18 protein-coding genes are annotated in these 24,565 nt (G+C 65.0%); 8 read left to right on the top strand and 10 right to left on the bottom strand.

Annotation, left to right across the window (positions count from 1 at the left end; translation table 11 throughout):
* The first annotated feature begins 401 nt into the window (after positions 1-401).
* From E3T29_RS12000 to E3T29_RS12020, 5 genes are all read left to right on the top strand, one after another.
* Positions 402-1,949, top strand: coding sequence for a sugar transferase (locus E3T29_RS12000; RefSeq protein WP_134345616.1), 1,548 nt, complete (start codon positions 402-404; stop codon positions 1,947-1,949).
* A gap of 1 nt (position 1,950) precedes the next feature.
* Positions 1,951-3,204: a DUF1972 domain-containing protein gene (locus tag E3T29_RS12005; RefSeq protein ID WP_134345617.1), complete on the top strand. Its 1,254-nt coding sequence runs from the start codon at positions 1,951-1,953 to the stop codon at positions 3,202-3,204.
* Positions 3,201-3,974, top strand: a complete 774-nt coding sequence (locus E3T29_RS12010) for a CDP-alcohol phosphatidyltransferase family protein (RefSeq protein ID WP_134345618.1) — start codon at positions 3,201-3,203, stop codon at positions 3,972-3,974. The genes E3T29_RS12005 and E3T29_RS12010 overlap by 4 nt, the downstream gene beginning before the upstream one ends.
* A 128-nt stretch (positions 3,975-4,102) precedes the next feature.
* Entirely contained in the window at positions 4,103-5,569 is a 1,467-nt protein-coding gene (locus E3T29_RS12015) for a polysaccharide biosynthesis tyrosine autokinase (RefSeq protein ID WP_134345619.1), read from the top strand.
* Complete coding sequence (locus E3T29_RS12020; protein ID WP_134345620.1) at positions 5,569-6,573, top strand: glycosyltransferase; 1,005 nt, start codon at positions 5,569-5,571, stop codon at positions 6,571-6,573. Before E3T29_RS12015 ends, E3T29_RS12020 begins: the two co-directional genes overlap by 1 nt.
* 42 nt (positions 6,574-6,615) lie before the next feature.
* Here E3T29_RS12020 and E3T29_RS12025 read toward each other — a convergent pair whose 3' ends face one another.
* The 4 genes from E3T29_RS12025 to E3T29_RS12040 form a co-directional block, all read right to left on the bottom strand.
* Positions 6,616-7,689, bottom strand: a complete 1,074-nt coding sequence (locus E3T29_RS12025; protein ID WP_241987787.1) for a glycosyltransferase family 4 protein — start codon at positions 7,687-7,689, stop codon at positions 6,616-6,618.
* Entirely contained in the window at positions 7,682-8,653 is a 972-nt protein-coding gene (locus E3T29_RS12030) for a glycosyltransferase family 2 protein (RefSeq protein ID WP_134345621.1), read from the bottom strand. The genes E3T29_RS12025 and E3T29_RS12030 overlap by 8 nt, the downstream gene beginning before the upstream one ends.
* Before the next feature lie 78 nt (positions 8,654-8,731).
* On the bottom strand, positions 8,732-12,310 hold the full coding sequence (locus tag E3T29_RS12035; RefSeq protein ID WP_134345622.1) for a PKD domain-containing protein: 3,579 nt from the start codon (positions 12,308-12,310) through the stop codon (positions 8,732-8,734).
* A gap of 143 nt (positions 12,311-12,453) precedes the next feature.
* The gene (locus E3T29_RS12040) at positions 12,454-13,179 is read right to left on the bottom strand and encodes a hypothetical protein (protein ID WP_134345623.1); all 726 of its coding nucleotides are present in this window, start codon (positions 13,177-13,179) and stop codon (positions 12,454-12,456) included.
* Positions 13,180-13,390: 211 nt separating this feature from the next.
* Between E3T29_RS12040 and E3T29_RS12045 the strand changes: the two genes are divergently transcribed.
* On the top strand, positions 13,391-14,464 hold the full coding sequence (locus E3T29_RS12045; protein ID WP_134345624.1) for a glycosyltransferase family 4 protein: 1,074 nt from the start codon (positions 13,391-13,393) through the stop codon (positions 14,462-14,464).
* Positions 14,465-14,548: 84 nt separating this feature from the next.
* Here the strand turns inward: E3T29_RS12045 and E3T29_RS12050 are convergent, their stop codons facing one another.
* Positions 14,549-16,375 (bottom strand): hypothetical protein, encoded by a 1,827-nt coding sequence (locus E3T29_RS12050; protein ID WP_134345625.1) that lies wholly within the window; start codon positions 16,373-16,375, stop codon positions 14,549-14,551.
* A 303-nt stretch (positions 16,376-16,678) separates the two neighbouring features.
* Between E3T29_RS12050 and E3T29_RS12055 the strand changes: the two genes are divergently transcribed.
* The gene (locus E3T29_RS12055; protein WP_134345626.1) at positions 16,679-17,197 is read left to right on the top strand and encodes an adenylyltransferase/cytidyltransferase family protein; all 519 of its coding nucleotides are present in this window, start codon (positions 16,679-16,681) and stop codon (positions 17,195-17,197) included.
* 106 nt (positions 17,198-17,303) lie between these two features.
* On the opposite strand, the gene E3T29_RS19700 is transcribed toward E3T29_RS12055, so the two are convergent.
* The 5 genes from E3T29_RS19700 to E3T29_RS12085 all read right to left on the bottom strand — a co-directional run bounded on the left by E3T29_RS19700 (position 17,304) and on the right by E3T29_RS12085 (position 23,321).
* On the bottom strand, positions 17,304-18,539 hold the full coding sequence (locus E3T29_RS19700; protein WP_166792401.1) for a right-handed parallel beta-helix repeat-containing protein: 1,236 nt from the start codon (positions 18,537-18,539) through the stop codon (positions 17,304-17,306).
* Between the two features lie 177 nt (positions 18,540-18,716).
* Positions 18,717-19,577, bottom strand: coding sequence for a hypothetical protein (locus E3T29_RS12070; protein WP_134345629.1), 861 nt, complete (start codon positions 19,575-19,577; stop codon positions 18,717-18,719).
* Between the two features lie 293 nt (positions 19,578-19,870).
* A complete protein-coding gene (locus tag E3T29_RS12075; RefSeq protein ID WP_134345630.1) occupies positions 19,871-20,938 on the bottom strand; it encodes an acyltransferase family protein in 1,068 nt (355 codons plus the stop codon).
* A complete protein-coding gene (locus tag E3T29_RS12080; RefSeq protein WP_134345631.1) occupies positions 20,935-22,005 on the bottom strand; it encodes an acyltransferase family protein in 1,071 nt (356 codons plus the stop codon). Before E3T29_RS12080 ends, E3T29_RS12075 begins: the two co-directional genes overlap by 4 nt.
* The gene (locus tag E3T29_RS12085) at positions 22,002-23,321 is read right to left on the bottom strand and encodes an O-antigen ligase family protein (protein ID WP_134345632.1); all 1,320 of its coding nucleotides are present in this window, start codon (positions 23,319-23,321) and stop codon (positions 22,002-22,004) included. The genes E3T29_RS12080 and E3T29_RS12085 overlap by 4 nt, the downstream gene beginning before the upstream one ends.
* Before the next feature lie 235 nt (positions 23,322-23,556).
* Here E3T29_RS12085 and E3T29_RS12090 point away from each other — a divergent pair, with 235 nt between their 5' ends.
* On the top strand, positions 23,557-24,498 hold the full coding sequence (locus E3T29_RS12090; protein ID WP_134345633.1) for a hypothetical protein: 942 nt from the start codon (positions 23,557-23,559) through the stop codon (positions 24,496-24,498).
* Positions 24,499-24,565 lie beyond the last annotated feature (67 nt).

A 24,565-nucleotide genomic window follows, 5' to 3' on the forward strand; every position in this document is an offset into this window, starting at 1 on the left:
TGCCCCCTGGCAGTGCCTGCCTGATTTCTACCCGCAATTCCGGGCCTGACAGGGGCGTCGGCCGCTCTCAGGGTGAACACGCCCCAATAGGTCCCCCCATACAGGGCATTTTGACCCCCATTAAGGTTACAGCGCCGCCGACTTGAAACGGGGTAGTCTCTGCCAGTAAGTTGCTGAGAAAGAATCATCTTCATCCGCCGCGCCCCATCGAACGACAAGTGCCAGCATCGCCGCCTTGTCACTATGACCACCTGTTCCTGTAAACCCGACTGCAGGGAATGAAAACGTGACATTTATTCCACCCCGCCGAACCACCCTAAGAACCCGCGACACGCGCCCTCGCACCACAACCACGACGACACCCGGCACCACTTCGAGTTCGATGGCAGGGGGAATGACGCATGAGTGAATCAGATTCGCCCGCCTCTTTCCCGCAATCCCTGCCCCTTCGGCGTACCGCCAAACTCCGACTCGTTGACCAGACAGCGTCCGCGCCGGCCGACATCGCGGTGGACACCCCCTCGTCAGGGCTGATTTGGGCTCGGCGGTACCGCACCAAGCTGCGACTGACCGATATTGTAGTCATTATTCTCGCGGTCGGTAGCGCACTGGTCTTTCGGTTCGGCGTGGACGGCATTCCGGCCGTTCCTGGATCGTTCAGCGCCAACTACTGGCTCGTGTCGCTGCTCATCGTGGCGACCTGGCTCACGACCCTCGAGCTCTTCCATACCAGGGACTCCCGCGTCGTGGGTGTTGGAGCGAGCGAGTACAAACAGGTCATCAACGCCAGCGCCGTGACCTTCGGCATGCTGGCCATCGTTTTTCTGATCGTTCACATCGATATCGCCCGGCTCTATTTCGTGCTGGCGCTTCCTATCGGAATTGTTGCGCTCGTTCTCGAACGGTGGCTGTGGCGCAAGTGGCTGCTGCACCAGCGCAGGTTCGGCCACTACCTCTCCCGCGTGATCGTCGTCGGCAATCGCGACGACGTGGAATACGTGGTCAGCCAGATCGACACCAAGTCCGGAGCCGCGTACTACATCGTCGGCGCAGCTCTGGAAGACGGCATTGGTGACGAGATCTCGGCCGGCGAACGCATAGTGCCGATCGTGTCCGATTTCGAGCACGTCGCCGCGGCGGCCGCTGCCATGGGCGTCGACACGGTCATCGTTGCTGGGCAGCCCAGCGGCGGCAGTTCCTACATTCGCAACCTGGGTTGGGACCTCGAGGGCACCTCCGCGGAGCTTGTTCTGTCGAGCCGGCTAACGGATGTCGCTGGTCCCCGCATCCACTTTCGTCCGGTCGACGGCCTCCCGCTGATCCATGTCGAAATACCCCGGTTCGAGGGGGGCCGCCATGCCCTCAAGCGCACTCTGGACATCGTAACGACGGCTGCCGCGATCGTGTTCTTGCTTCCCGTGCTCGCCGTGATCGCCGTACTCATCAAACTCGACAGCCCGGGCCCGGTCCTCTTTCGGCAGGAACGGTGCGGCCGCAACGGACAGACCTTCCGCATGATCAAATTCCGCTCGATGGTGCAGACCGCTGAGGACGACCTGGCTGGCCTGCTCGACCAGAACGAGGCATCCGGGGTGCTGTTCAAGATTCGCAATGACCCTCGGATCACCAAGATCGGCCGCGTGCTGCGCAAGTACTCGCTCGATGAGCTGCCTCAGCTGTGGAATATCTTCGTCGGCGAGATGAGCTTGGTCGGGCCACGCCCGCCGCTGCCTGAAGAAGTTCAGGTCTACGAAACCCACGTGCACCGCCGCCTGTACATCAAGCCCGGCCTGACCGGCATGTGGCAGGTCAACGGGCGGTCCAATCTCAGCTGGGAAGACAGCGTCCGACTCGACCTGTACTACGTCGAGAACTGGTCCCTGGCCGGCGACCTGATGATCATTTGGCGCACCGTTAAGACCGTCATTCAACCAGTAGGGGCATATTGACATGACCGCGGGCATCGAACACACTGCGCCCACCAGCCACCGGCGTCTGAGCATCGCAATGATCGGTACCCGCGGCGTTCCCGCAGCCTACGGCGGTTTTGAAACGGCCGTCGAGGAGATTGGTCGGCGACTCGTTGACCGCGGCCACGACGTGACCGTCTATTGTCGCCGCACGACCCAGCCGGTGCCGAAAGAGTACCTCGGCATGAAACTGGTCGAGCTGCCGGCGCTGCGCCACAAGATTCTCGAGACCCTGAGCCACACCGGGTTGTCGGTTCTGCACGCGACCCTGCACCGTCCGGCCGATGTCGCGTTCGTGTTCAATGCCGCCAACGCTCCGTTCGTTCCGCTGCTGCGCCTGCGCGGCATCCCGAGCGTCGTGCACGTCGACGGACTCGAATGGAAGCGCGACAAATGGGGCGGCGCCGGTCGCCGCTACTACCGCTGGGCCGAGGAAGTCTCGGTTCGCGAAGCGGATGCCCTCATCGCCGACGCGCAGGGAATCGTCGACTACTACCGGGACGAGTTTTCCATCTCGACCGAACTGATCTCCTACGGCACCCGAATTCTGCACGACACCCCGACCGATCGGCTCGCCGAACTCGGACTCCGCCCCGGCGGCTACCACCTCGTCGTCGCCCGGTTTGAACCGGAAAACCACGTCGACATCATTGTCGAGGGCTATCGCGCGAGCGACGCGCGCCTCCCGCTGGTTGTCGTTGGCTCCGCGCCCTACGCGGTCGGCCACACCAACCGCATCAGTGACTTGGCCGCATCCGATTCCCGCATTCGCATGCTGGGCAGTGTGTGGGACCAGAATCAGCTGGACCAGCTCTATATGCACGCCGCCACCTACGTGCACGGTCACTCGGTGGGCGGCACGAACCCGTCGCTGCTGCGGGCGATGGGTGCCGGAACCAAGGTCATCGCGTGGGACGTCGTGTTCAATCGTGAGGTCCTCGGCAGCGATGGCGCCTACTTCTCGCGGGCCGATTCTCTCAGCGGCCTGATCGAAGATTCCGAACTGAACCCCGAGCAGGTCGCCGCGGTCGCGGCGGCGCTGCAACAGCGGGCCGAGCAGTTGTACAACTGGGACAGCGTCACGGCCAGCTACGAAAGACTCGCTCGGCGGGTGGCCGTCGGCTACAGCACCCATCGCCAGAGCAGCGGCCGGGCTGGAGTCTCAACGTGGAACCTTCCCGACAGCATGAACCGCCAACCGTCAACCGCACCGTCCAGGGGGATCCCCTTATGACCAGTTCCTCGGCCCACGCCACTGCCTCGACGGAAACGTACTTTGACACCGTGCGCCGTTTGTCATCCGCCCAGAAGACGGCGGCCCGCGGTGCCCCGCCCTACTCCGTCTATGTCAACCGCCGGGTTGGTCGCTACCTCGCGGCGAGCGCGTTTCGCTTAGGCCTGACTCCGAACAACGTCACGGCGATCAGTGCCGGCTTCACGTTCTGCGCGATCGGGCTGCTCGCGATCGGTGAGCCCAGCTGGTGGCTTGGACTCGTCGTGTGGCTGTTGCTGGCCATCGGGTACGCCTTCGACTCGGCCGACGGCCAGGTCGCGCGTCTGCGTGGTGGAGGCTCCCCCTCGGGCGAATGGCTCGACCACGTCGTTGACTCCATCAAGATCTCAACGCTGCACCTCGCGGTGCTCATCACGATGTTCACGCACTTTCCTCTTTCGAGCTCGATCTCGCTGCTCGTGCCGATCGGGTTTGCGGTCGTGGCCGCCGTGTCGTTCTTCGCCATGATCCTGAACGATCTGCTCAAAGCCAAGCACGCGCCAACGGCCGCCCTCTCCACTGCCCCCCGCACCGTGGTGCGGTCGCTTCTTGGTCTTCCCACCGACTACGGTGTGCTTTGCCTCTCCTTCGTGCTGCTGGGCGCTCCGTTGGCCTTTTTCGGCTTGTATACCCTTCTCTTTGTCGCCAACGCGCTGTATCTCGCACTGGCGCTGGGTAAATGGTTTCGCGACATGACAGCACTGGGTCGAGTGGACGTCGCGCGACCGTAGTCAGGCATCCGCTGCCCTCAGGCGCCAGCTCTGCCGTGTGCCCCCTTCTGGGGATGCTCCCTCCCGCATTCAGAGGTGAGTTTTGATCAGCTTGATTGTAGTGTGGGCGCAACCGGACGGAGAATGCTGTGGAACCAATCGACTATCTGAGGACCATCACGAGACGGTGGCTGCTCATCGTTATCGTGGGCCTTCTCGGCGGCGCCGTGGCGTGGGGCTACGCAACGACCCTGCCCACGCAGTACCAGGCCACCAACAGCGTCTTTGTCACGAGCGATCGGGGTGCGACCACCAGCGAGCTGTTGCAGTCGTCAACCTTCACGCAAAACCTCGTGCAGTCCTACGCGCAACTCGCCACGACACCAACCGTTCTGGGGCCGGTGATCAGCAAGCTCGGCTTGAATATCTCCACTCAGGCACTGGCTTCGCGCGTTACCGCGGTGACTCCCCTCAACACGGTGTTCATCAACATCACCGTGACCAGCCGGTCTGCCACCCAGGCCGTGGACCTCGCCGATGCCGTCTCCGATTCCCTCGCCACCACGGTGCAGAATCTGGCACCGAAAGGGCCGGACAACCTGCCATCGATCACGGTCAAGACGGTTTCGCCTGCTCAGCTACCGGGCAGCCCCTTTGCCCCGAACACCCAACTGATCATCATCACCGGACTGCTGCTCGGCCTCGTTCTCGGAGTGCTCTACGCCTTGGCCCGTGAGGTATTCGACACCAGGGTCAGCACGGAGAAAGACCTCGATCGGGTCTCCTCCGACCCCCTGCTTGGAAAGGTCGGTCGCAAGAAGCGCACCGATCCGGCCGGCCTGGTCATGCGGGTGATGCCGCACAGCGCCCTGGCTGAGGCATACCGCCGAGTGCGGGCTAACCTGGAATTCATCGACGTGGACAGCCCCCCGCGCAGCGCCGTGGTGACGTCGGCGGTGACGCGCGATGGTAAATCCACGACCGCGATCAACCTGGCCCTGGCTATGGCGGAGCGGTCGTCACGGGTGCTGCTGATCGACGCCGATCTGCGGCGCCCGTCGATCGCCGAGCTGTGCGACCTCGAAGGCGATGTAGGACTGACGACCGTTCTGCTGGGTGATGTCGGCCCCGACGACGCCATCGTGCGTTGGTCGGACGGCATCGACGTGCTGCCCTCCGGTGCCGTGCCGCCCAACCCCGGCCAGCTCCTCGGGTCGGCAGCAATGAAAACCCTGATGCAACGCCTGCTGCTCGACTACGACTTCATCGTCGTCGATTCCCCGCCGCTGCTGCCCGCCACCGACGCACTGGGCCTGGCCCACCTCACCGACGGTGCCATCGTCGTCGCTCGCTACAAGTCGACCACCCGCCAACAGCTGGCCACCACGCTGGAGTCGCTCGAAGCGGTCAACGCCCGCATCCTCGGCATCGTGCTCAACCAGGTACGCGAGCGTCGCGCTGAGGTGTATTACGGACCGCTCGCTCCGGTAACAGGTTCCGCGTCGCTGACGCCCGGAACGACCAACCGGGTCACCGCCACCCGGGCACCGCGCACCACGTTTGACGAGACGGGCCGCCGCAGTTCCCGAACGTCAGAATCGACGCGGTCGTCGTAGTGCGGGTCCTCCAGTCGTTTCCGGAGGGTCGCGCCACGACGAATCCCTACCTGCTGCAATTGAGCCGGTCGCTCAGCCCAAACGTGGACGTGCTCGGCTTCACCTGGCGCCGCGCACTCACGAGTCGGTACGACGTTTTCCACGTGCACTGGCCGGAGATTCTCCTGCAGGGGCGCACGCCGGGCCGCGCGCTGGCCAGACGGATGCTGTTCCGCCTGTTCCTGGCGCGGCTGCGGCTGCGTCGCACCGCGGTGGTGCGCACGCTGCACAACGTGCGCAGCCATGAGCTCTCCCCTCGGCACGACCAACGCTTGCTCGAGCGGTTCGACCAGCGCACCACGCTGTGGATTCGGCTCAACCCGTTCACACCGGTACCCGCTGGCGCGCTCGAACAGACCATCCCGCACGGCGATTACCGGGACTGGTATTTCGACCAGCCGTCGGGAGCGACAGTGCCTGGCCGGATGCTCTACTTCGGGCTCCTTCGCCCGTATAAGGGTGTAGACGCCCTGGTCGATTCCTTCCGCCAGCTGGGCTCCGGACTCGATCCTCAGCCAACGCTGCGTATCGTGGGTGCTCCGCAATCCAGCGAGCTGGCCCAGCGGCTGCGGCTCGGGGCGGCCGGCGACCCGCGTATCGAGTTCGTGCTTCGTCACGCGAGCGATGCCGAGCTGGCCGACGCCATCGGTGCCGCCGAACTGGTCGTTCTGCCGTACGCCGAGATGCATAATTCCGGTGCCGCGTTGCTGGCACTCTCGCTCAACCGGCCGGTGTTGGTGCCGGAAAATGCGGTGACGGCGGCGCTGGCCGAGGAGGTCGGCGCTGAATGGGTACTCACCTACAATGGCCCACTGTGCACCCAGGCTTTGGCCGACGCACTCGCGCGTGCCCGACGACCGCGCGACACGCCCACCCCCAATCTCGCTCACCGCCGATGGAACGTCGGGGCCGCCGACCACGTCACAGCCTATGAGCGGGCCGTTCAGGCTCAACGAACGCGCTGACCCCCGCAGATAATCTGCGATCAGGACCCCAACAGCCCGCACTCAGGCACCGGCAAACAGCCAGGCATCGGCAGCGAGCCGGCCGTCGATGACCGGCAGGTCGACGACCGAGGGGTTGGGTGTCTGCAGGGTGTGGAGCACGGCATCCGCCAACTGCTGCGGGGTGCAGCCCGGCGCGATCACGTCGTGGCCGTGCTCCTCGAGCCAGGACGCGAGCCCGGTTTCGGTCGTGGTTACGATGCTGCAGCCGTGCGCGAGTCCCTCGACGATCGGCAGACCGACCTGCTCGCGCCAGGTTGCGGTCGGTTGGCTGGGCAGGGCCAGCACGCCGGCGCGACGCAATTGCCGGTGGATCTCGCTGCGCGGCGGGTCGATGACCAGTTCGATCGTTGGGTCGCTGGCCACGGCCTGCCGCGCCTCGTTTTCCAGCGTCCCCTTGCCGATGAGGGTGAGACGGGCCTCTGGAACCTGCGCGGTGACCAGCGGCCAAGCCGCGAGAAGGCTGGGTAACCCTTTGCGTTGAACGAACGCCCCCAGAAAAACCACCCGGTTCGCCTCGGGGTCACCCGGGCAGGTGCAGGCGGCCGGCAACGCCGGAATCACGGCGGAGACCGCATCACGGGCGGGTTCGGGCAGGGCCGTGCGGTAGGTGATGCGGGCAGCATCCGTTCCGAAAACGATTCGATCGGTCTGACCCCAGACGAAGCGGGCTGCGACACCGTTCAGGCCGCGGCGCAGCCGAGCACGGGCGCCCAGCTTTCGGTCGAACGGGTCGGCGTTTTCCAGGGCGTAACACACGATGCTTGCCCGTCCGCCGCCGAGAAGTGCACGCAGTCGGAGGGCACAGATCGCGAACGTACTGGCCCACACGCTCGAGAGCATGAGCGGTTCGCCAATTTCGAGCGTCATGACCGGGGAACGGCCAAGCAACCACGCGGCGCGCAGCGGGTGGGCCTGCACAATCACGAGGCCCTGAGCAAGTTCCTCGTGAAAGTCATACCTCTTAAAGCGAAACAGAATCGTGGCCGGCGGCAGCTCGTGTGCTCGTTCCAGGTGAGCGCTGCGCAGGGTGCGGTACAGCCTGACCCGCTCGGTCGAAATTCGGCGGCTAGCCACGCTTGTACTCGTGGTACACCGACCCCACCGAGCCAGCCAGCATTCCGGCGCCGCGGGCCGCGGTGCGCAGGCCGCGGGCGCGCAGCGGCACCTGTCCGACCAACGAGCCGGCAAGGTACCGCACGATCCCGCCGCAGACCCGAGCGGCGCCGCGCGCCTGCAGGGTCATGCGTACCAGCACCCGTTTGCCGTTTTCGGTGTCGTCGAGGTTGATCCGACTCCAGGTATTGCCCATGCGAAAGGCCCGTTGCAGCACCCATTCTCGAGTGAGGCGGTCCGCCGGAACGATATCGATGACGATCGCCTCATCGCACCAGATCATCTGCCCTCCACGCTGGTGCAGCTGCCGTGTGAACAGCGAGTCCGACCCGCCGGACAGCCCGAACCGTTCATCAAAGCTGAGCTCCAGCCGGCGTACCTGGGCCAGGTCCAGCAGCAGATTGTTCGTGGCAGCGAGCGACACCGGAGTGCCGGTAGCGAACCGACGGCGTTCGAAGAAGCCACCGGCGCGAATCCACTGGTCGGGTTCGATGTCGTACTGCGAGAGCACCGGGCCGACCACGGCTGCCGGCCGGTAGGTTGAATAGGTATCGAGCAGTTGAACGAGCCAGTGGCTGCTGGGTCGTTCGTCGTCGTCGATGAAGATGAGCAGGTCGGCCCCTTGGCCTTCCTGAAGTGCCCGGTTGCGCGCCGAGGCGATTCCGGGGGTGGGCTCGTGGACGTAGCGGATGGGTGTCGGTCGGGTCGCCGGCTCCCCCACCTCCAGCCAGCTGGTATCGGTCACCAGGGTGCGAGCTCCGGCGTCGGGATCGTTGTCGATGACGATGATCTCCACGGGCGCGAGCACCATGCCCGCCTGGTCGAGGAGCTCCGGCAGGAGCTCCTCGAGGTCGGCCGGGCGCCGATAGGTCAGCACCGCAATCACAACGCGCGGGTCAGTCGTGAATCGGTTGACAGGTGACATGACCAACGCCCCTCTGTAGTGGTGCGAACGGTGCAGCGGCTGGAGAAACGAGACCCGTGCTCGTACACGAGGCCAGAATCAATTGGCTCGCGTGACGAACAGATCGTCAAAAGTTGCGGTTACGGGTGTTACGGTGGCCGTCGACCCCAGATAGAAGGCCAGACCGACGGCACCGGGGGTCTGCATCGCGGCGGTCGAATCCGTCACCGTGGTCTGCCACGCCGACGGTTCCGGGGTGCCGAGGGCCCAGACCTTGGCCCGAATCGTGGTCGGGGCGGAGCCGATGACCTGAACGCGCAGCTGGAGCGCGTTTCCGGTCGTGTAGGTGAGGCCGGCGATGTTCTGGGCCTTCAGGGTCGTGGCGCCGTGCATGAGCTGCAGCTGTACCACGCCGGTCGCCAGGTTCTTCATGCGCACCCGGTAGTCGTCCGTACCGACCCGGCGGCCGATCAGCGAGGTGTACGCACCGGAACCGGTCGCATCCTGCTGGAGGGTCGTCGTGACGAGCATGTCGGTATCGAGCAGGGACACGCCGGAAAGATAGGCGTTGGCGGTGGCTCCGGCGGCGGCTTTCAGGCGGCCGGCGCCACCACTGACCGAGTAGTTGGATGCCGTGCCGGTGGTGGTCCAGGCGCCTCCGGTGTCGGCGGCGCCCAGGCCGGTCGCCAGGGTGCGGGAGAACGCATCGGTGGCCAGCGGCGTGTTCGGATCGACAGCCGGAACCACAACCGTTTGCATCGTTTGCGCGGTGGCGGTGGAGTTGTCTGTCACGGTGAGCGTCACGTCGTAGCTGCCGGAGACGGCGTAGCTGTGTGACGCGGTCACGCCGGTGCCGATGCTCCCGTCACCGAAGTCCCAGCTGTAGCCGGTAATGGTGCCGTCGCTGTCGGCAGAGGCGGAGGCATCCGTTGCGATAGTGAGCGGCGTGGCCTGGTAGCTGAACGCTGCGGTCGGCGGCACGTTGGCCGGTGGGTCGGTGGCATCAATTGTTCGGGATGTGACCGTGCTCGCTCCGGAGTTGTCGGTGACGGTGAGGGTGACCGGGTAACTGCCGGCCGTCGCGTAGGAGTGCGTTGCGGTGGCTCCCGTCGCCGTGGTGTCGTCGCCGAAGTTCCAGGCATAGCTCGTGATGGTGCCGTCGGAGTCCATCGATCCGGTGGCGTCAACGCTCAGATCGCGATAGGTGATCGCGCTGCTGAAGGATGCCGTCGGTGCCACGTTCGCCGGGGGGCCGAATCGGCCGATCGAGTTATGGCGGGCGATGGCGCTGGCGCTGAGCACCGTGTTGTAGACGGCCACCTCGTCGATGTCGGCGGCAATGTAGTCGCTGAATGGCCGACTGGTCCAGCCGCTGAGGTTGTCGCCGCCGATGCGCCAGTAACCCTGGCCGGGGGCGGCCGTGGTGGTATCGGTGCGCTGGGCGGCGAGGGCGCCGTCGACGTAGAGGGACATGCCGGCGGTGCCGACCGAGGCGACGATGTGGTGCCATTGGCCATCGTTGTACGCCGCGGTCGTGTTGACCGTGCGCAGTATGCCGGGCTTCACGCCGAACCAGAGTCGTCCGGCGTTGTCCATGTAGACCTGACGGTCGTAGGAGGTCGAGGCTCCGGTTGCCGCGTTACCGAGCCCGATAATCTTGCCGCCCCTTCTGGTCGTGGTCTTCACCCACGCTTCCACGGTGAAGGCACCGCGGGGCGTCTCGAAAGCGGAGGAAGCTGCGGTTCCGGCCGTGGTGCCGCTGAACCGTGAAGCCGTGTCCGAGTCTGCGGCGAGCGCGCCCGCCACGTCCCGGATGACGCCGGTGCCGGTGGTTTCGTTCGAGGCGGCGGCCCAGTCAAAGGCGGTGGTGCCGCTCGGTTCGCCGAGCGGCCAGTATGAGCTGGGCGAGTCGCTCTTCACTGTCGTTGCGTAGGCGCTGTAGTCGCCGGATCCGGAGACGGTCACGCTTGTCGGGTTGCCGGTTTTCACATTGCCGAAGGAATCCTGCACGCGCACGCGGTAGGCGTAGGTCTGGCCGGGTGTCAGCCCGGTGTCAGTGAAGCCCATGGGCGGCCGAGACCAGTCGGTCGAGAGGCCGGTCACCGTGCCGACGGAGACCCCGTCGCGCAGCACCTCGTAGCTGAGCCGTTCATTGTCGCGGTCGAAGGCCGCTTTCCAGCCGATGCGGGCGGTGCCGGCCGAGAGGGAGTCCACGGTGGGCACGAAAGAGGCAGCGGCGAAGGCAGCGTTGGCCACGCGCGGGCCTTCCTTGTTGGGCGCGATCGTCGTGCTGGCGAAGCGCACCAGGCCCTGCTGGCCCTTGTTGTTGACGTTGGTGAATTCGCCGCCATACAGCAGGTACTGCCCGTTGCCGGTGATGGTCCACGGCCCCTGGCCTTGGCCGGTGAAAGTACCGGAGTTGATTTCCGGGTAGAAGGTCAGGATGCTTGGGCTCGGCTTGCCGGTGAAGCTGACATAGCTGCCGACGGCATTGGGCGTGAGAGTGCCGGTCGCTGCCATGGAGAAGGTGAGGGTGCGGTGGTAGGAGCGCGGAGTAGTTTCGACCGGCCCACCCATATTGCCGCAGTAGTGCGTATGCCCGGTCGTGTAGACGACATTGCCGAACGGTACAGCTGAGTAGGTGTCGCCGTGGCAGTCTTCCATCCAGACCAGGGTTCCGTCAGACCAGTTAGCGCGGAAGGTGCCCTCGAAGTTCGCTCCCGACCCATAGTCGTAACCGGTGCCGAAGGCACCGTCGGCCGAGGAGGTCAGGCTGGTGATGGCACCGTTGACGCCACCGTTGCGAATGAGAGCGTTCACGGCCCACGGCAGGGAAGCACCGGTGACTGAGTCCGTCGCGGCCATTCCATACCCGGGGGTGTCAGCGTTGTTGTACGAGGTGAAGGAGCCGCCGATGAGCACCTTGGTGCCGTCCGGCGAGATCGCCATGGTGTTGACCGACCCGCCGACCGGCTCACCGGTCCAAGCGCGAATGGCACCGTTGGAGGTGGCGAACGCGGCAGTCTGATTGCGCGCTACCCCACTCGCTGAGGTGAACACACCGCCAACGTAAACGGTGTCACCGAAAGTGGCCAGTGTCTTTACCGACGCGTTGACCGTCGGTGCCCAGTTGGAGACGAGGGCACCACTGGCAGTGTCGAAGGCGGCCAGGCGATAGCGGGCCACCCCGCCGACTGTGGTGAAGAACCCGCCCGCATAGAGTCGCGTGCCGTCGGCCGAGGCCGCGAGCGTGCGGACGACGCCGTTGAGGTCTGGATTGAAGCTCGCGACCAGCACGCCGGTCGTGAGGTTGTAGGCGAGCAGGTTGTTGCGTACGACTTCGTTCACGCCTGCAGCCGACCCGGCTGGCCGTGCCTTGGTGAATTCCCCTCCGGCGTAGACGGTGTTGCCGACAATCACCTGCGACCAGACGACGCCGTTGATCTGGGTCGTGGGCAGGGCGTCCGCAGCTACGGTGAGCGGCGTGCCAGCATCCACCGGGCTGGTGTCGGCCTGCGCCATGAGGGGCACCGTCAAGACGCCCGCGAGCACGGTCACGATGGTCAGCAGGCTGAGCCAGCCGGCACGCAGCGAACCGATCGTACGCGATGGGCTCGCGTCTTTGGAGGGAGCAGCGCTCGGGTTGACGTGCCGGCGAGACGCAGTGAGAAGTCGCACGAAGATTCCTTACTCGGGACAAGGTGCAGGGGCGTCGGGTAGCCACCGCATTCATCGGAGTATAGTGAGAATCTTTCATAGATTGCTGCCCCCTATCCGGGGCACAACCGCAGGGCCGCCCAGTGCGGCCCGATGGACGCCGATCAGCGCGGGGCGGCGCCCTCGAACAGTACGATCGGCACGCCGACGGAGTAGTCAACGGCGATGCTGACCTGGTCGCGCTGGTCACTAGGCACGGCGAAAACGAAGGTCCCCTGCTGGGTTGCCCCCGGAGCGACCGATTCCGGGAACGGAGCCCCGCCCGACGCCGTCAGTTCGGTGGCGGGACTCTGCTCGGCTCCAAAAAACAGGTTGACCACGGTTGAGCCTAAAGACACCGTATCGGGCGTATCGTTGCGCACGGTCACCGTGAAACGCAAGGAGGGGCCGCCCACCTCGCCCGGGCCGCGCGCGACGCCGTCGACGGCCGAGAGTGCACCGACGCTGAAGACCACGCCGGGGACAGCTGCGGCTGATTCGGTGAGTGGCACCGGTGCCTGCGCGGCGGGCGGAGCGGGTTCGGCAGCGGCGGCCTCGGTCGGCGCGGGGGCGGCTGTTGGAATCGCCGTGGATGATGGGTCGCGTGACGGCACCGCGGTCGGCGTGGCGGTCGGCATTGCCTTAGGCCGGGGGGTCGACGCGGGACTCTGGCTGGCTCCGGCGAGGTTTGGGCCTGCTCCGTTCGAGGCGGCGACCCCGGCGACGACGAGAACGACGACGAGAACAGCGAGTGCTGCGGATGCGACGATCCACCAGACGCGTCGCCGTTTGGTCGACTCGCCGCCCGCGGTGGGGCCGGCGTTGTTATCGACGGGATGGTGCACTGACATGGTGAAACTCCAGGTTGCTCGGCTGGTTGCAAGGTCGGGTTGAGTTCATGGTGTGGCGATAGATAGGGTGCAGCCATTAATACACGGGGTGCACCCTCATTCCTAGGGGGTGCCTGAACCCCATCCGGGGGCATCCCCTCACGCTGTACAGTGTGAAATTCCGGTACCCGACCGACTTCCCCCAAAACATACGACCGACGAGGCGACAGACATGAGAATTGCCATTTTGCACGGCAGCAATGATGCCTACGGCGCCTCCAAGGTGCTCTGCCAGGAGGTGGAATGCCTAGTGAGCCTCGGTCACGAGGTTCTGGTCGTCGTTCCGCACACCGGTCCGTTGGCGAGCGAACTGGCACCGTTCGGCGCTGCCGTGTCGGTCGTCGTCGACCCATCGCTGGTGGTGCTGCGTCGCAGCAAATTGACTGATTTGCTGCATCCGCTGGTCCTCCGCCACGACGTGGCCCGCGCAGACGTCGTCGTGCTGTGGACCCTGGCCCTGAGCGCCTATATTCCGGTGCTGCGGCTCCGACGCCGCCGATTCTACGTCTCGGTGCACGAGCTGCTCCTGGGTCGAGTCGGCGGCCTGCTCGTGCGAACGCTGCTGGCAGCAGGCAGCTTTCCGGTGTGCGCCTGCAGCGAGGCGACCGCGGCCTGGTTGCACGACCACGGCGTCGGCCGGGATCGCATATCGGTCACGGCTCCGGTGTTCGGCGCCATCGACAACGTGCCGGCCCGCACCATACATGACCCGCTGACCGTGGCAGTTGTCGGGCGGGTCAATGGACACAAGGGGCATCTCGAGGTGGCCCGGGCATTTCAATCCCGGGAATTGTCCGGCGCCCGGTGGCGACTACTTCTCTTTGGCGCACCCTACCCCGGGCAGGATGATGCCTTGCAGGCAGTGCTGGCGCTGGTGAATCGTGATCCGCGCATCGAATACCGCGGCGAAGCAGCCTCGGTTTCGGCCATCGCCGAGGAGATCGATGCCGTTGCCTGTTTTCCGTCGACACCGGAGCCGTTCGGGTTGGTGCCCATCGAAGCGTGGCGGGTCGGCGTGCGTTCGGTCGGCTTCGCGGACGGCGGCGCTGGGGAAGTCCTCCCGGTCGTGGGTGGCCTCGGGGTGCCACGCACCGATTCCCCCGACCGCGACATTACATCCGCGCTCGTCGGCCTGGCGGCGGCCGTGCAGGCAGAGGTTGCGCTGCCGCAGCCGGCTCGAGTCAACCCGCTGTTCTCCCACGACCGCCGCCGGGCCCTCATCGCCAGCGTCCTGGCGCGCAGCTAGCGCACGACGGCGCCCCGAGCGCACCTGAGGGGACCACTCGGCTATCGAGCGGCCCCTCAGGATCGAGTATTTCGATCACAGCACCTAGGCCGCGGGAACCTCGGGGATCGGCGCTGGTGCGTCATCCGGGAGCGGCTTGGTGCCCGGAATCGGTTTCACCTCAGGGTCCGGCTGCACCTCCGGCGCGGCGGGGACCGGCTGGACCTCGGGCGCGGGAGCGACGTCCGGCACCGGCGCGACGTCGGGTGTCACGGTCGCGTCGGGCGCAACCGTCGGCGCATCCGGTGCGATCGTCTGGTCGGGAGCGGTCTTGTTCGCCGCACCGGTGGCCTTGATACTGGCCGACGATCCGGTGACAGCATTACCGAAGGGGTCGGTGGCTCTCACCTGATAGGTATAGCTTGTCCCACCCGATCGCCCGATATCCGTCCAGCTGAGGGTGGGCCTAAACCAGTCCGCTGAGAGCCCGGTTTGCGTGTGCACCACGACACCGTTTCGAAGCACCTGATAGGTGAGCTGTGCGTTGTCCCGGTCGTAGTTGGATTTCCAGGTGACCTTCACCGAGCTCGCACTGGGAACGCTCAGCGTCGGCTGGAAGTTCGTACCGGTGGCCTTCGGCCCCTCCTTGTTCGGTGCGATCGACGACACTGCGAAGCGCACGAGTCCCTGTTGGCGTTTGTTGTTCACAATGGTGAACTCGCCACCGTAGAGCACGTACTGGGAGTTGGCCGCGAGGTTCCACGGCCCCTGCCCCTGCCCAGTGAAGGTGCCGGTGTTGATGTCGGGAAAGAACGCCAGCAGAGTCGGGGCTGGGCGTCCTTCGAAGTTGAAGTAGCTGCCCCCCGTGCTGTTGCGCGCGATGGTGCCGGTCGCCGCCTTGGTGAAGGTCAGGGTGCGGTGATAGCTGCGCGGGTTAGTTTCGGGGGGTCCGCCGATATTGCCGCAGAAGTGCGCGTGGGCGGTGGTGTAGACGACGTCGCCGACCGGAACAGCCGAGTAGGTGTCCCCGTGGCAGTCTTCGATCCAAACGGTATTACCGTTGCTCCAACTGGCCCGGAAGGTACCCTCGAACATGGCACCGGAACCGTAATCGTAGCCGGTACCGTAGACGCCGTCAGCGTCGGAGGTGAGCGAGAGGATGGCCCCGTTGGGGCCGGCATTCTTGATCAGCTTGCCGATGTTCCAGGTGACGCCGGCACCGGTGCTCGAGTTCGTGGCGGCCATTCCGTAGCCGGGAGTGGTGGCCCCGTTATACGAGGTGAACGAGCCGCCGATGACGACCCGGTCACCGTTGGGTGAGATGGTCAACGCGTTGACCGAGCCATCGGGGATGGTTCCTTTCCAGCCGCCCACGGCCCCGGTCGAGCCATCAAAGGATGCAGCCCTCTGGCGGCTTTGGCCGCTGGTCGAGGTGAAGCTGCCCCCGGCGTACACCGTGCTCCCGAAGGTACCGAGGGCACGGACGGTGCCGTTCGCCGTCGGCTTCCAGTCGGACAGAAGCGCCCCGGTCGCTGTACTGAATGAAGCGAGCCGGGTACGAGAGACGCCGCCGACGGTACTGAAGCCACCACCGACATAGATACGTGATCCGTCCGGGGAAGCGGTAATCGCTCGAACAACACCGTTCACGCTGGGGTTGAACGATGTCATCACTCCGGTCGACAGGTTGTAGGCCATGAGGTTGTTTCGGGATACCTCGCTTGTACCGGCGGACGCTCCCGCGGGGCGCGCTTTGGTAAATTCACCGCCGACGTAGACGGTGTTTCCCACGATCACTTGCGACCACACGACGCCGTTGATTTGGGCTGTGGGAAGGGCATCCGCTGCGACGGTCTTCGGGGTGGAGGCGCTGGGGGGTGACGTGTCGGCCTGGGCCGCTCCCGCCCCGGTGAATATCGCAGCGGCGAGCACTGCGGAAGTGACAATGACTGTCGCTGGGGAACGAAAACGCCACAACATAGAGGAGCCTCATTTTCTCGTGGTCGGAGGCCTCAGAACGACCCCCGCAGTTCAGGAATTATACTCAGTTTCCGTTTTTTTCCTACCTCGAAAATGAGTTATTCCACTGTCGGGCAATGCCCAACACGAATGCCCCACGCTGCACCCTAGTCAGGCCGGCGGATAGACGTTAGGATTCCTCATTACTTCCCTTGACCTTCTCGACCCGAATCCTGCCGCGCTCGCGGGGCAGCCTGAGAGAAATTTGAGCACTCTATGGCCGCAGAACATCCCCTAGCACCTGCTTCAGGCACCGATTCGGCAGGCCCCCTGCGCATCGGCTATGCCGCGGGTGCGTTCGACCTCTTTCACGTTGGACACCTCAATATTCTCAAACACGCCAAAAGCCAGTGCGACTATCTGATCGCCGGCGTCGTGTCCGATGAAATGCTTGAGCTGACCAAGGGGGTCACCCCGGTGGTTCCGCTGTTCGAGCGCCTCGAGATCGTGCGGCACATCTCATTCGTCGATGAGGCCGTCGCCGAAGTCGTTGAAGACAAGCTGGAGACCTGGCGCCAGCTGCGTTTCGATGTGTTCTTCAAGGGTGATGACTGGCGTGGTACCCCCCGAGGCACCCGCCTGGAGCGGGAGTTCGCCGCTGTCGGCGTTGAGGTCGTTTATTTTCCGTACACCGTCAACACTTCAAGCACGATGCTGCGTCGAGCCCTCGACGCGCTGACGCGACCGGATGCCGCCTCTCGCTGGCAGTCCCAGGCGATCGAAGGCACTTCCTAGAGCCAGCTTGCTCTTGCGGAACACAGAAGGGCGGGTTCCTCGTGCAGTGCACGAGAAACCCGCCCTTCTGTTGTCGATCACGCGTGCGGAATACGCGTTGCGCAGGTTACCCGGGGTGAACCACGACCAGAGTGTCGTCGGGCGTGTAATAGTTGTGCAACATCTGAACCTTGGTGGACGACTGGGCGATCACCGCGCAATCGACGACCCGAGTATTGCGGCCGAAGGTGTTGTCGGTGATGACCACACCGTGCAGCGGGCCGTGGGCCTTCTCGGCGAGGTTGATCGAGCATCCGCCGCCATCAGCAATGTTATTCGTGATGGTGAGATTGGACACGTCGCCGCGGTCCTGGGTGACCTGCACGGAAGCATTCCACGCATCGGTCAGCCGGTTGCCGTCTATGCGGATGTTTGATCCTTCCTGAATCTGAATGGAATCATCGTGGCTCGGCGTGCCGCCCTGATTGGGGTCCCGGTCGTAGTGCAGGTTGTCATGAACCCAGGAGTCCGAGATCGCGACGTTTCCGCCGGTCAGATGGATACCGTCGATCACACCGTGAATATTGAGCCGGGTGGCTTCAAAGTTGTAGCCGTAGATTCCCTGAACGTCGGGTGACGGCGTGGAGGGGAACAGCTCGGTGTCGATGATGCGCAGATTTTCGTAGCCGCCGAGGTTGCCGATGAGGGCCATCGGTCCATTCAGGTCTCGCCCGCGCACGATCGAATTTCTGATCGTGACGTTGGGAGCTTCGATCTTGACCATGCCACGAATATCCAGACCGTCAATGACGGTTCCCGCCTGGGTGATCGTCAGGTCGCCGTTATGTACCGTCAGCCTGGTGCCCGCCGGCACACCGGTGTTGCTTTCGTTCGGCGTGCCTCCCTGCGACGGAGGCGTCGGAATCGGAATGGGAGCAGGCACCGGGGCCGGCACCGGAACCGGGACGGGTATCGGTACTGGAACGGGAACTGGGGCGGGAGCGGGAGCCGGCACCGGGGCCGGAGCCGGCGCGGGTACCGGCCCAGGCGCGGGGGCCACAATCGGCTCGGGAGCGGGCGTCACGGGTGGAAACAGCTGAGCCAGCAGCCAACGTAGCTGCGCCGGGGTCAGTCCTGTCGCCGGCGTGGTGTCGACGGGTGGAGTTGCGGGCTCGGTACCCCATGGGGTGATTGTGTAGCTCGGTTGCACCTCGTCGACTGCCTGGGCGGGAGCGATTCCCACAAAGGCGCCGGTCAATCCGAGCGCCACAGCGGCGACTGCCGTCGTGCGCGCGCGACGAAATGGGGAACGTGCTTTCTGGGGGGCGGGTAAGCCGTGGATCAGTTTCGGGTTGAGTTTCATAAATGTGTTTTCGTGTCCTGCACACGCTTCGGGTCGTGTTGGGCGGGGCAGCTGAAGGGAGCCGCCGGTCGTTGGTACAGCATTCCGTATCGATGCGGATGGGTCAAACGAGAAGTTGTGAATACCTTGAGGCAGGCGCAGTGCACCCTGCCCCGGCGTGAGGGCTCTGGCGGGCAGCTAGCCGGCGTGCACCGAGACTGTCGTGCTGTCGGGCGTGTAGTAGTTGCGCGCCGTGCTGATCTTGGTCGTGCTGGGCGAGATGATGGCGCAGTTGACCACCTTGGTATTGCGGCCGAACTTGTTGTCCGTGATGACCGTGCCGTAGATGGGACCGTAGGATTTCTGGGCCACGTTGATGGTGCAGGCTCCGCCGTCAGCAAAGTTGTTCTTGAAGGAGAAGTTGGAGACATCGCCGGTGTCCTGGGTGATCTGCACGCCCGCGTTGTGGGAGCCGCTTAGGGTGCTTCCGTACACCGTGATATTGCTGCCCTTTTGAATCTGGATGGAGTCATCGTGGCTCGGCTTACCGCCCTGATTCGGGTCACTGGCGTAGTGCAGGTTGCCGTGCAGCCAGGAATCGGCGATGGTGACGTTGCTTCCGGTGATGTGGACGGCGTCGATGACGCCGTGGATATCCAGGCGCGTCGCGGTGAAGTTGTAGCCGTAGATTCCGTTGATGTCAGGGGACGGTTTGGACGGGTACAGTTCCGAGTCGATGATCTTCAAGCCGGAGCGCCCGCCCAGATTGTTGATCAGGGCGGCGGGGGCGCTGAGGCTGCGACCACGAATGATCGAGTTCTTGATCGTGACGTTGATCGCATTGATCTTGACCAGGCCGCGAATGTCCAGGCCGCTGATGACCGTGCCAGCCTTGGTGATATTGAGATCCCCGCTGTGCACCTTCAGGGTAGTTCCGGACGGAACTCCGGTACTGCCTGCACTCGCCGTGGCGATCCGAACAACGCCACCGGTTGCGGCCTGGGCGGGAGCCGCCAGGCCGGCCAGTGGAAGGAGAATGGCGAGGGTTGCGGCGGCCACGAGGGTCGGCGTTCGTGTGCTCGAGCTGCGCCGCGTCCGCGTGCGTTCCAGACGAACGGCATGCGGCAGATCGGGGCGGGTGAGGGCGGGACGAGGTGGATCAAAACGATGGACGGCCGGGTGGTGCTGGTGCGCACCGCGCGAATGCAGCGGGGTCAGGGTAAGGGGTCGGCGGTGGGAACGTGAGATATGGTCGATCATGAAGTCATTTCGGGTGGTGCACGTTCGGGTATGCGGGTGAGGCAACCGCAGGGAGTCACCGATAGTTACTAGAGTGTTACCCAAAAATGAAATTACGTCAAATTAACTTTGCGGCCCCTCGGGATCGCGGTTCGCTTCGGAGCGATGACCCAGGATGCGACGGGAACCGAGAAAACACCCGGAACCGCTTGAAACCGCCGGTGCAGGGCCAGGGCGAGCAGGATCGCACCGGTGCAGAGCAGCGGTGGCAACAACGTCGCGACCGCGACCGGAGCCTGTACGTCGAAGGCCACCAGGATGGCCGCGAGCGCCGTCATTGGAAAAGTGTGCACCAGGTAGATCGGCAAGGTACGGGAGCCGAGGGACCGAACGAAATCGAAGGCGGGTATTTTGGCGAGCAGCACCGCGACGCTGATGCCGACGACAACGGCGAGCGTGCTCACGACCAGCAGCACGAAGGGAACCTTGGTGACGTTCAATTTCGTGGTGACCACGACCAGGGCAGCGTAGCCGAGGCAGAGCAGCACAACGTGCCACCACCGCACGCGGGGAACGAGGCGTCGAACCAGCGGACCCAGATAAATCGCGGCGATGAAGAACACCAGATACTTGCCCATCTTGTCCCACGGTGAGCCGGTGTGCAGCAGCTGCGCACCGAACAGCACCGCGATGACAGTGGCGAGGGCGACTTGCAGGAGTGGAGACCAGCGTCGCATCAGCCAGGCCAGTGTGAAAAACAACGGCAGGGCGTAGATGAACCACAGGTTCGAGCTGGGCCGAATAAACAGGGTGACCAGGCTGGCCCAGGTGGTGTTCGGCGCTCCCGACGGGCTGATCGGCGGCAGGGCGAGCAGGAACAGCGTCTGCAGGGTGACCCAGGCCAGGTAGAGGTACAGGAGCAGCGACATCCGCTTGCGAAATAACTGCCAGTAGGGCAAGCGGATGGCCGACGCGGCCAGAATTCCGGACATGAAGAAGAACAGCGGCATGCGAAAAGTGTCGAACAGCGGGTTGAGCGGGGCCAGGGCGCCGGCCAGCCCCACCTCGTCGAGATACATGATCGCGTGGTAGAGCACGACCAGGGTGATCGCGATCCCCTTCGCGACGTCGATCCAGGCCTCCCGGCCCGCCACTGGCGGTGGCACGGGAACCTGGGTCATGTCGGCTCCTCGGTCGATCGGGCGGGGCGGATCGACCGAAAGAGACGCTGGTCGAATTCGGTGACAAATGGAGGCGGCTCGTAGGCGTAGCGCAGAGCGCTGCGCGAGGCGAACCGGTTCAGGGCAAGAGCGAGCACGACCGCCGTGACCGCGAGGATGGGCGGCAGGATCGGCGCGATGGCGGCGACGGCGGGAAAGACGATCGGCAGGGACAGCACGAAGGAAATCAGGATGACGATGGGCGTGTGCGCCAGGTAGATGGGCAGGGTGATGCGCCCGATCGCTCCAAACCAGCGTGCGCCGCGCAGGGTTCGGCTGAACGCAATGCCACCGACGACACCGACCAGACAGTTCAGAAAATACAGGCCGAAGACATCGCGCAGGCCGAGCAACGCCACTGTGGCGGTGACGGCCACCCAGAGCGCCATGGCCGCGCCGATGAGCAGCCGGTTGTCGACGGTACCGATGCGGATGATCCAGCCGCGCAGGTAGATACCGGCCAGAAAGAAGAAGTAATACTTGAGCGATCCGGACCAGCCCACGTTGGCGGTCTCGAACCCGCTCAACGCGACCAGCGACACGGCACCGGCAATGACGAGCTGCAGTCGGGGATCCACTCTCCGGCTGAGTTTGGCCACAACGAAGAAGATCGACAGAGCCCAGATGAACCAGAGTTCGAACCGCGGCAGCACCGGGGACACGATCAGCCCCAGAACGGCCTGGCGCAGGCCGGAGCCTTCGCCCTTCATGGTCTGGCCGAGCAGGAACACGATCGAGCCGACCACTTCCCAGAGCAGGAAGACCCAGAGGTAGAGGCGCACCTTGACCGTCCACAGGTCGCGCCACGGCTTCAGGAGCCATTTGGGGGCGAACAGGCCCGACAGGACAAAGAACAACGGCATGCGCATCGATGACAGCGCGTCGTTGATCTCCCGCCAATACGGTATGTCAAAACCGGCGCCGAGCAGCCAATTCGCCGAGTGGAACAGCGCGACGAGCAGAATGGCGATTCCTCGGCCGGTGTCGACCCAGACGATGCGTTCGGCAGCCGGTTTCGTGGCGCTCATCTGCCGCGCCGAACCGCTGGCAGGGCCGGGGTGATGAGCAGCCCGGCATCCGTTTCGGGGGGCACTTTGCGGGTGATGAGCAGCCCGAGAACGAGAACGAGCAGCACCGACGAGCTGAAGAATGGGCCGAAGAACATGAACCAGACGGCTTTGATTCCGAGGTACAGCAGCACGGCGCTGGCGCTTTTGGCGGCCACGTGGACGCCGATGCTGCGCACGATGAGCACGAGAATAATGAGGGCGAACAGCAGCCCGGGGATGCCGAAGGCCGCCCAGAAATCCCCGATGATGGAGTGCAGTTCGATGTGGCCGCCGAACATGTAGTTGTCGACGTAGCCGTTGTTCGGGTCGTAGTTGATAGACGCCATGCCGGTCTTGGCCGCCAGAATGTCCTGCGGATTGGGCGCGGTACCCACGCCGAACCCCCACGGCTGATGCTGCATGAGCGCGATCGTGGCGGTAAGTTCGGGGCGGCCCCCGAGAATGAGCGAACCGGTCTCCTCGAGCTGGGCGAGGGTGCGCTGCTGGGTGGCCTCACCGAGCGCGCCGTCAAGAATGAGGGCCTGGATCACGTTGAAGACGACCAGGCCGAGCACGCCGAGTCCGAGCAGCGCTCGCAGCGCCGACTTGCCGCGCGTTGGCCGGGTAGGGCGCATCTGCCAGGCGACCAACAGCACCGTCAGCAGCATGAACGCGAACGTGGAGCGGGCATCCGTCAGGGTGGCGACGACGGTGAGCAGTAGGGCAACGGCCAGCTCCAGCCAGCGGCGGCGCAGTTGCAGCGTGATCCCGAGCAGCAGAATGGTCAGGGCCACCGAGTACCCGAAGCGCCAGGGGTTGGCCGCGTACAGCTCGCTCGACGGCGAGACCCCGAGCAGGATTCCGGCGCCATACCAGATGGCGATCTGGGCGTCAGACAGAACGGTGCGCGCCCAGAGCACGAATCCGACGCCGGCCAGCAACCCGACCAGGCCGGCGATCGTACCGAAGGCCTGGCCAAGACTGGCATCGTGCGTGGGCGCCGACAGGGCGGTGAGCCAGATGCCGGAGGCGATGGCGACCACTCCGCCGAGCAGGAACAGTCGAGCGCCCGAATACTGGCGCAGCACGGGGAACCACACGGGGAACAGGGCCACGCAGGCCACCGCCCCCACCGTCACGCCCTGGTCGATATCGAGGCGCAAGGCGACGAGGACCAGAACGACGACGGCGATGAGTTTATTGACGACGGGCGGAGCCTGGTACGCGAACCGGCCGGCGCGGGTGCGCGGGGGCGGCACCACAGCGGGACGCGTCGCGGTGTTATTGGAGCGCACCTGAAAGGACAATAGCCACCACCACCCGGGCCACACAGGGACGATTCGGGCACCGTCCCCTGTTGCGCAGCCGCATCGTGCACAACAATAGACGGCTCCGCGGCGAAGCAACAAGGGTGACGGCCAGCAAAATGAGAGATTATCACCCCCCGAGAGGGGGGCGCGGGGTCGGGTGGCTGGGCCTGTATAGTGGCGGTTTCGTGAGAGATATTCATCGCGCAACCGGAAGCTGGCTGTGGTCATCAAGAGATTTGCTCGGCTCGTCGCCGACCTGCGCCGGGACCCGGCGGCCCTGACGCAGCGCGCCGCCATCAAGCTGCGCCTCGCCCGCCTGCGCCTGACCAACCGACTGAGTCGCCGATCCGTCACGGGGTCTGGCGCGGTCGTCGTGAACCTGACCTCATTCGGTCACCGGATCGATCTGGTGTTCTACGCCCTCGAGACCATCGCAGCCGGGCGGAACCGGCCCGCGCGACTCATCCTCTGGCTTGATGACACGGCCACCGTGGCTCACCCGCCGGCCACGCTTCATCGCCTGGCGCGGCGGGGCCTGGAGATTCGTTCCTGCCCCGACTTTGGACCGCACAAGAAGCAGTATCCGTATGCCCTGACCGGGCCGACCCTCCCCTTGGTTGCCGCCGACGACGACGTGCTGTACCCGCGCCGGTGGCTGGCCGAGCTGCTCGGGGCGGCCGCGCGGCATCCGCTGGACATCACCGGGCAGCGCGCCCACACGATCACCTTCGACGGCGACGACGTGGCGCCCTATTCCCGGTGGGTCGCCGCCCGCGGCACCGCCGCCAGTTTTCGAACACTCTGCACCGGCGTCTCCGGCATCTACTACCCGCTCGGACTGCTCGCGGCTCTGCGCGCCGAGGGTGATGATTTTCTCCGGGTCGCCCCGCGAGCCGACGACCTCTGGGTCTATTCGGTCGCCGTGCGGCACGGCATTCGCGCCCGTCAGGTCGGTGAGCGGCAGGCCGAGTACCCGGCTATTCCGGGTTCGCAGCGCGGCACGCTCTATCGACAAAATGTGACCGAGGGGGGCAACGACGCACAGTTCGCGGCGTGCGTGGGCGCGCTCGAACGCGAGCGGGTGCTGCGCGATGACCCTCTTGAGTCGGGCCCGTTGCCCACCGCCTCGGTGCTGCGGGCGGTGACCACTGATGGTGCCTAGGCGACCCCGCGGCACGACAGCGGACCGGCGACTGGTCCAGTCATCAGCCGGCTCGGCATCGCGCCGC

The organism is Cryobacterium sp. TMT1-66-1, from assembly GCF_004403435.1.
In the GTDB taxonomy this organism is placed as follows: Bacteria; Actinomycetota; Actinomycetes; order Actinomycetales; family Microbacteriaceae; genus Cryobacterium; species Cryobacterium flavum.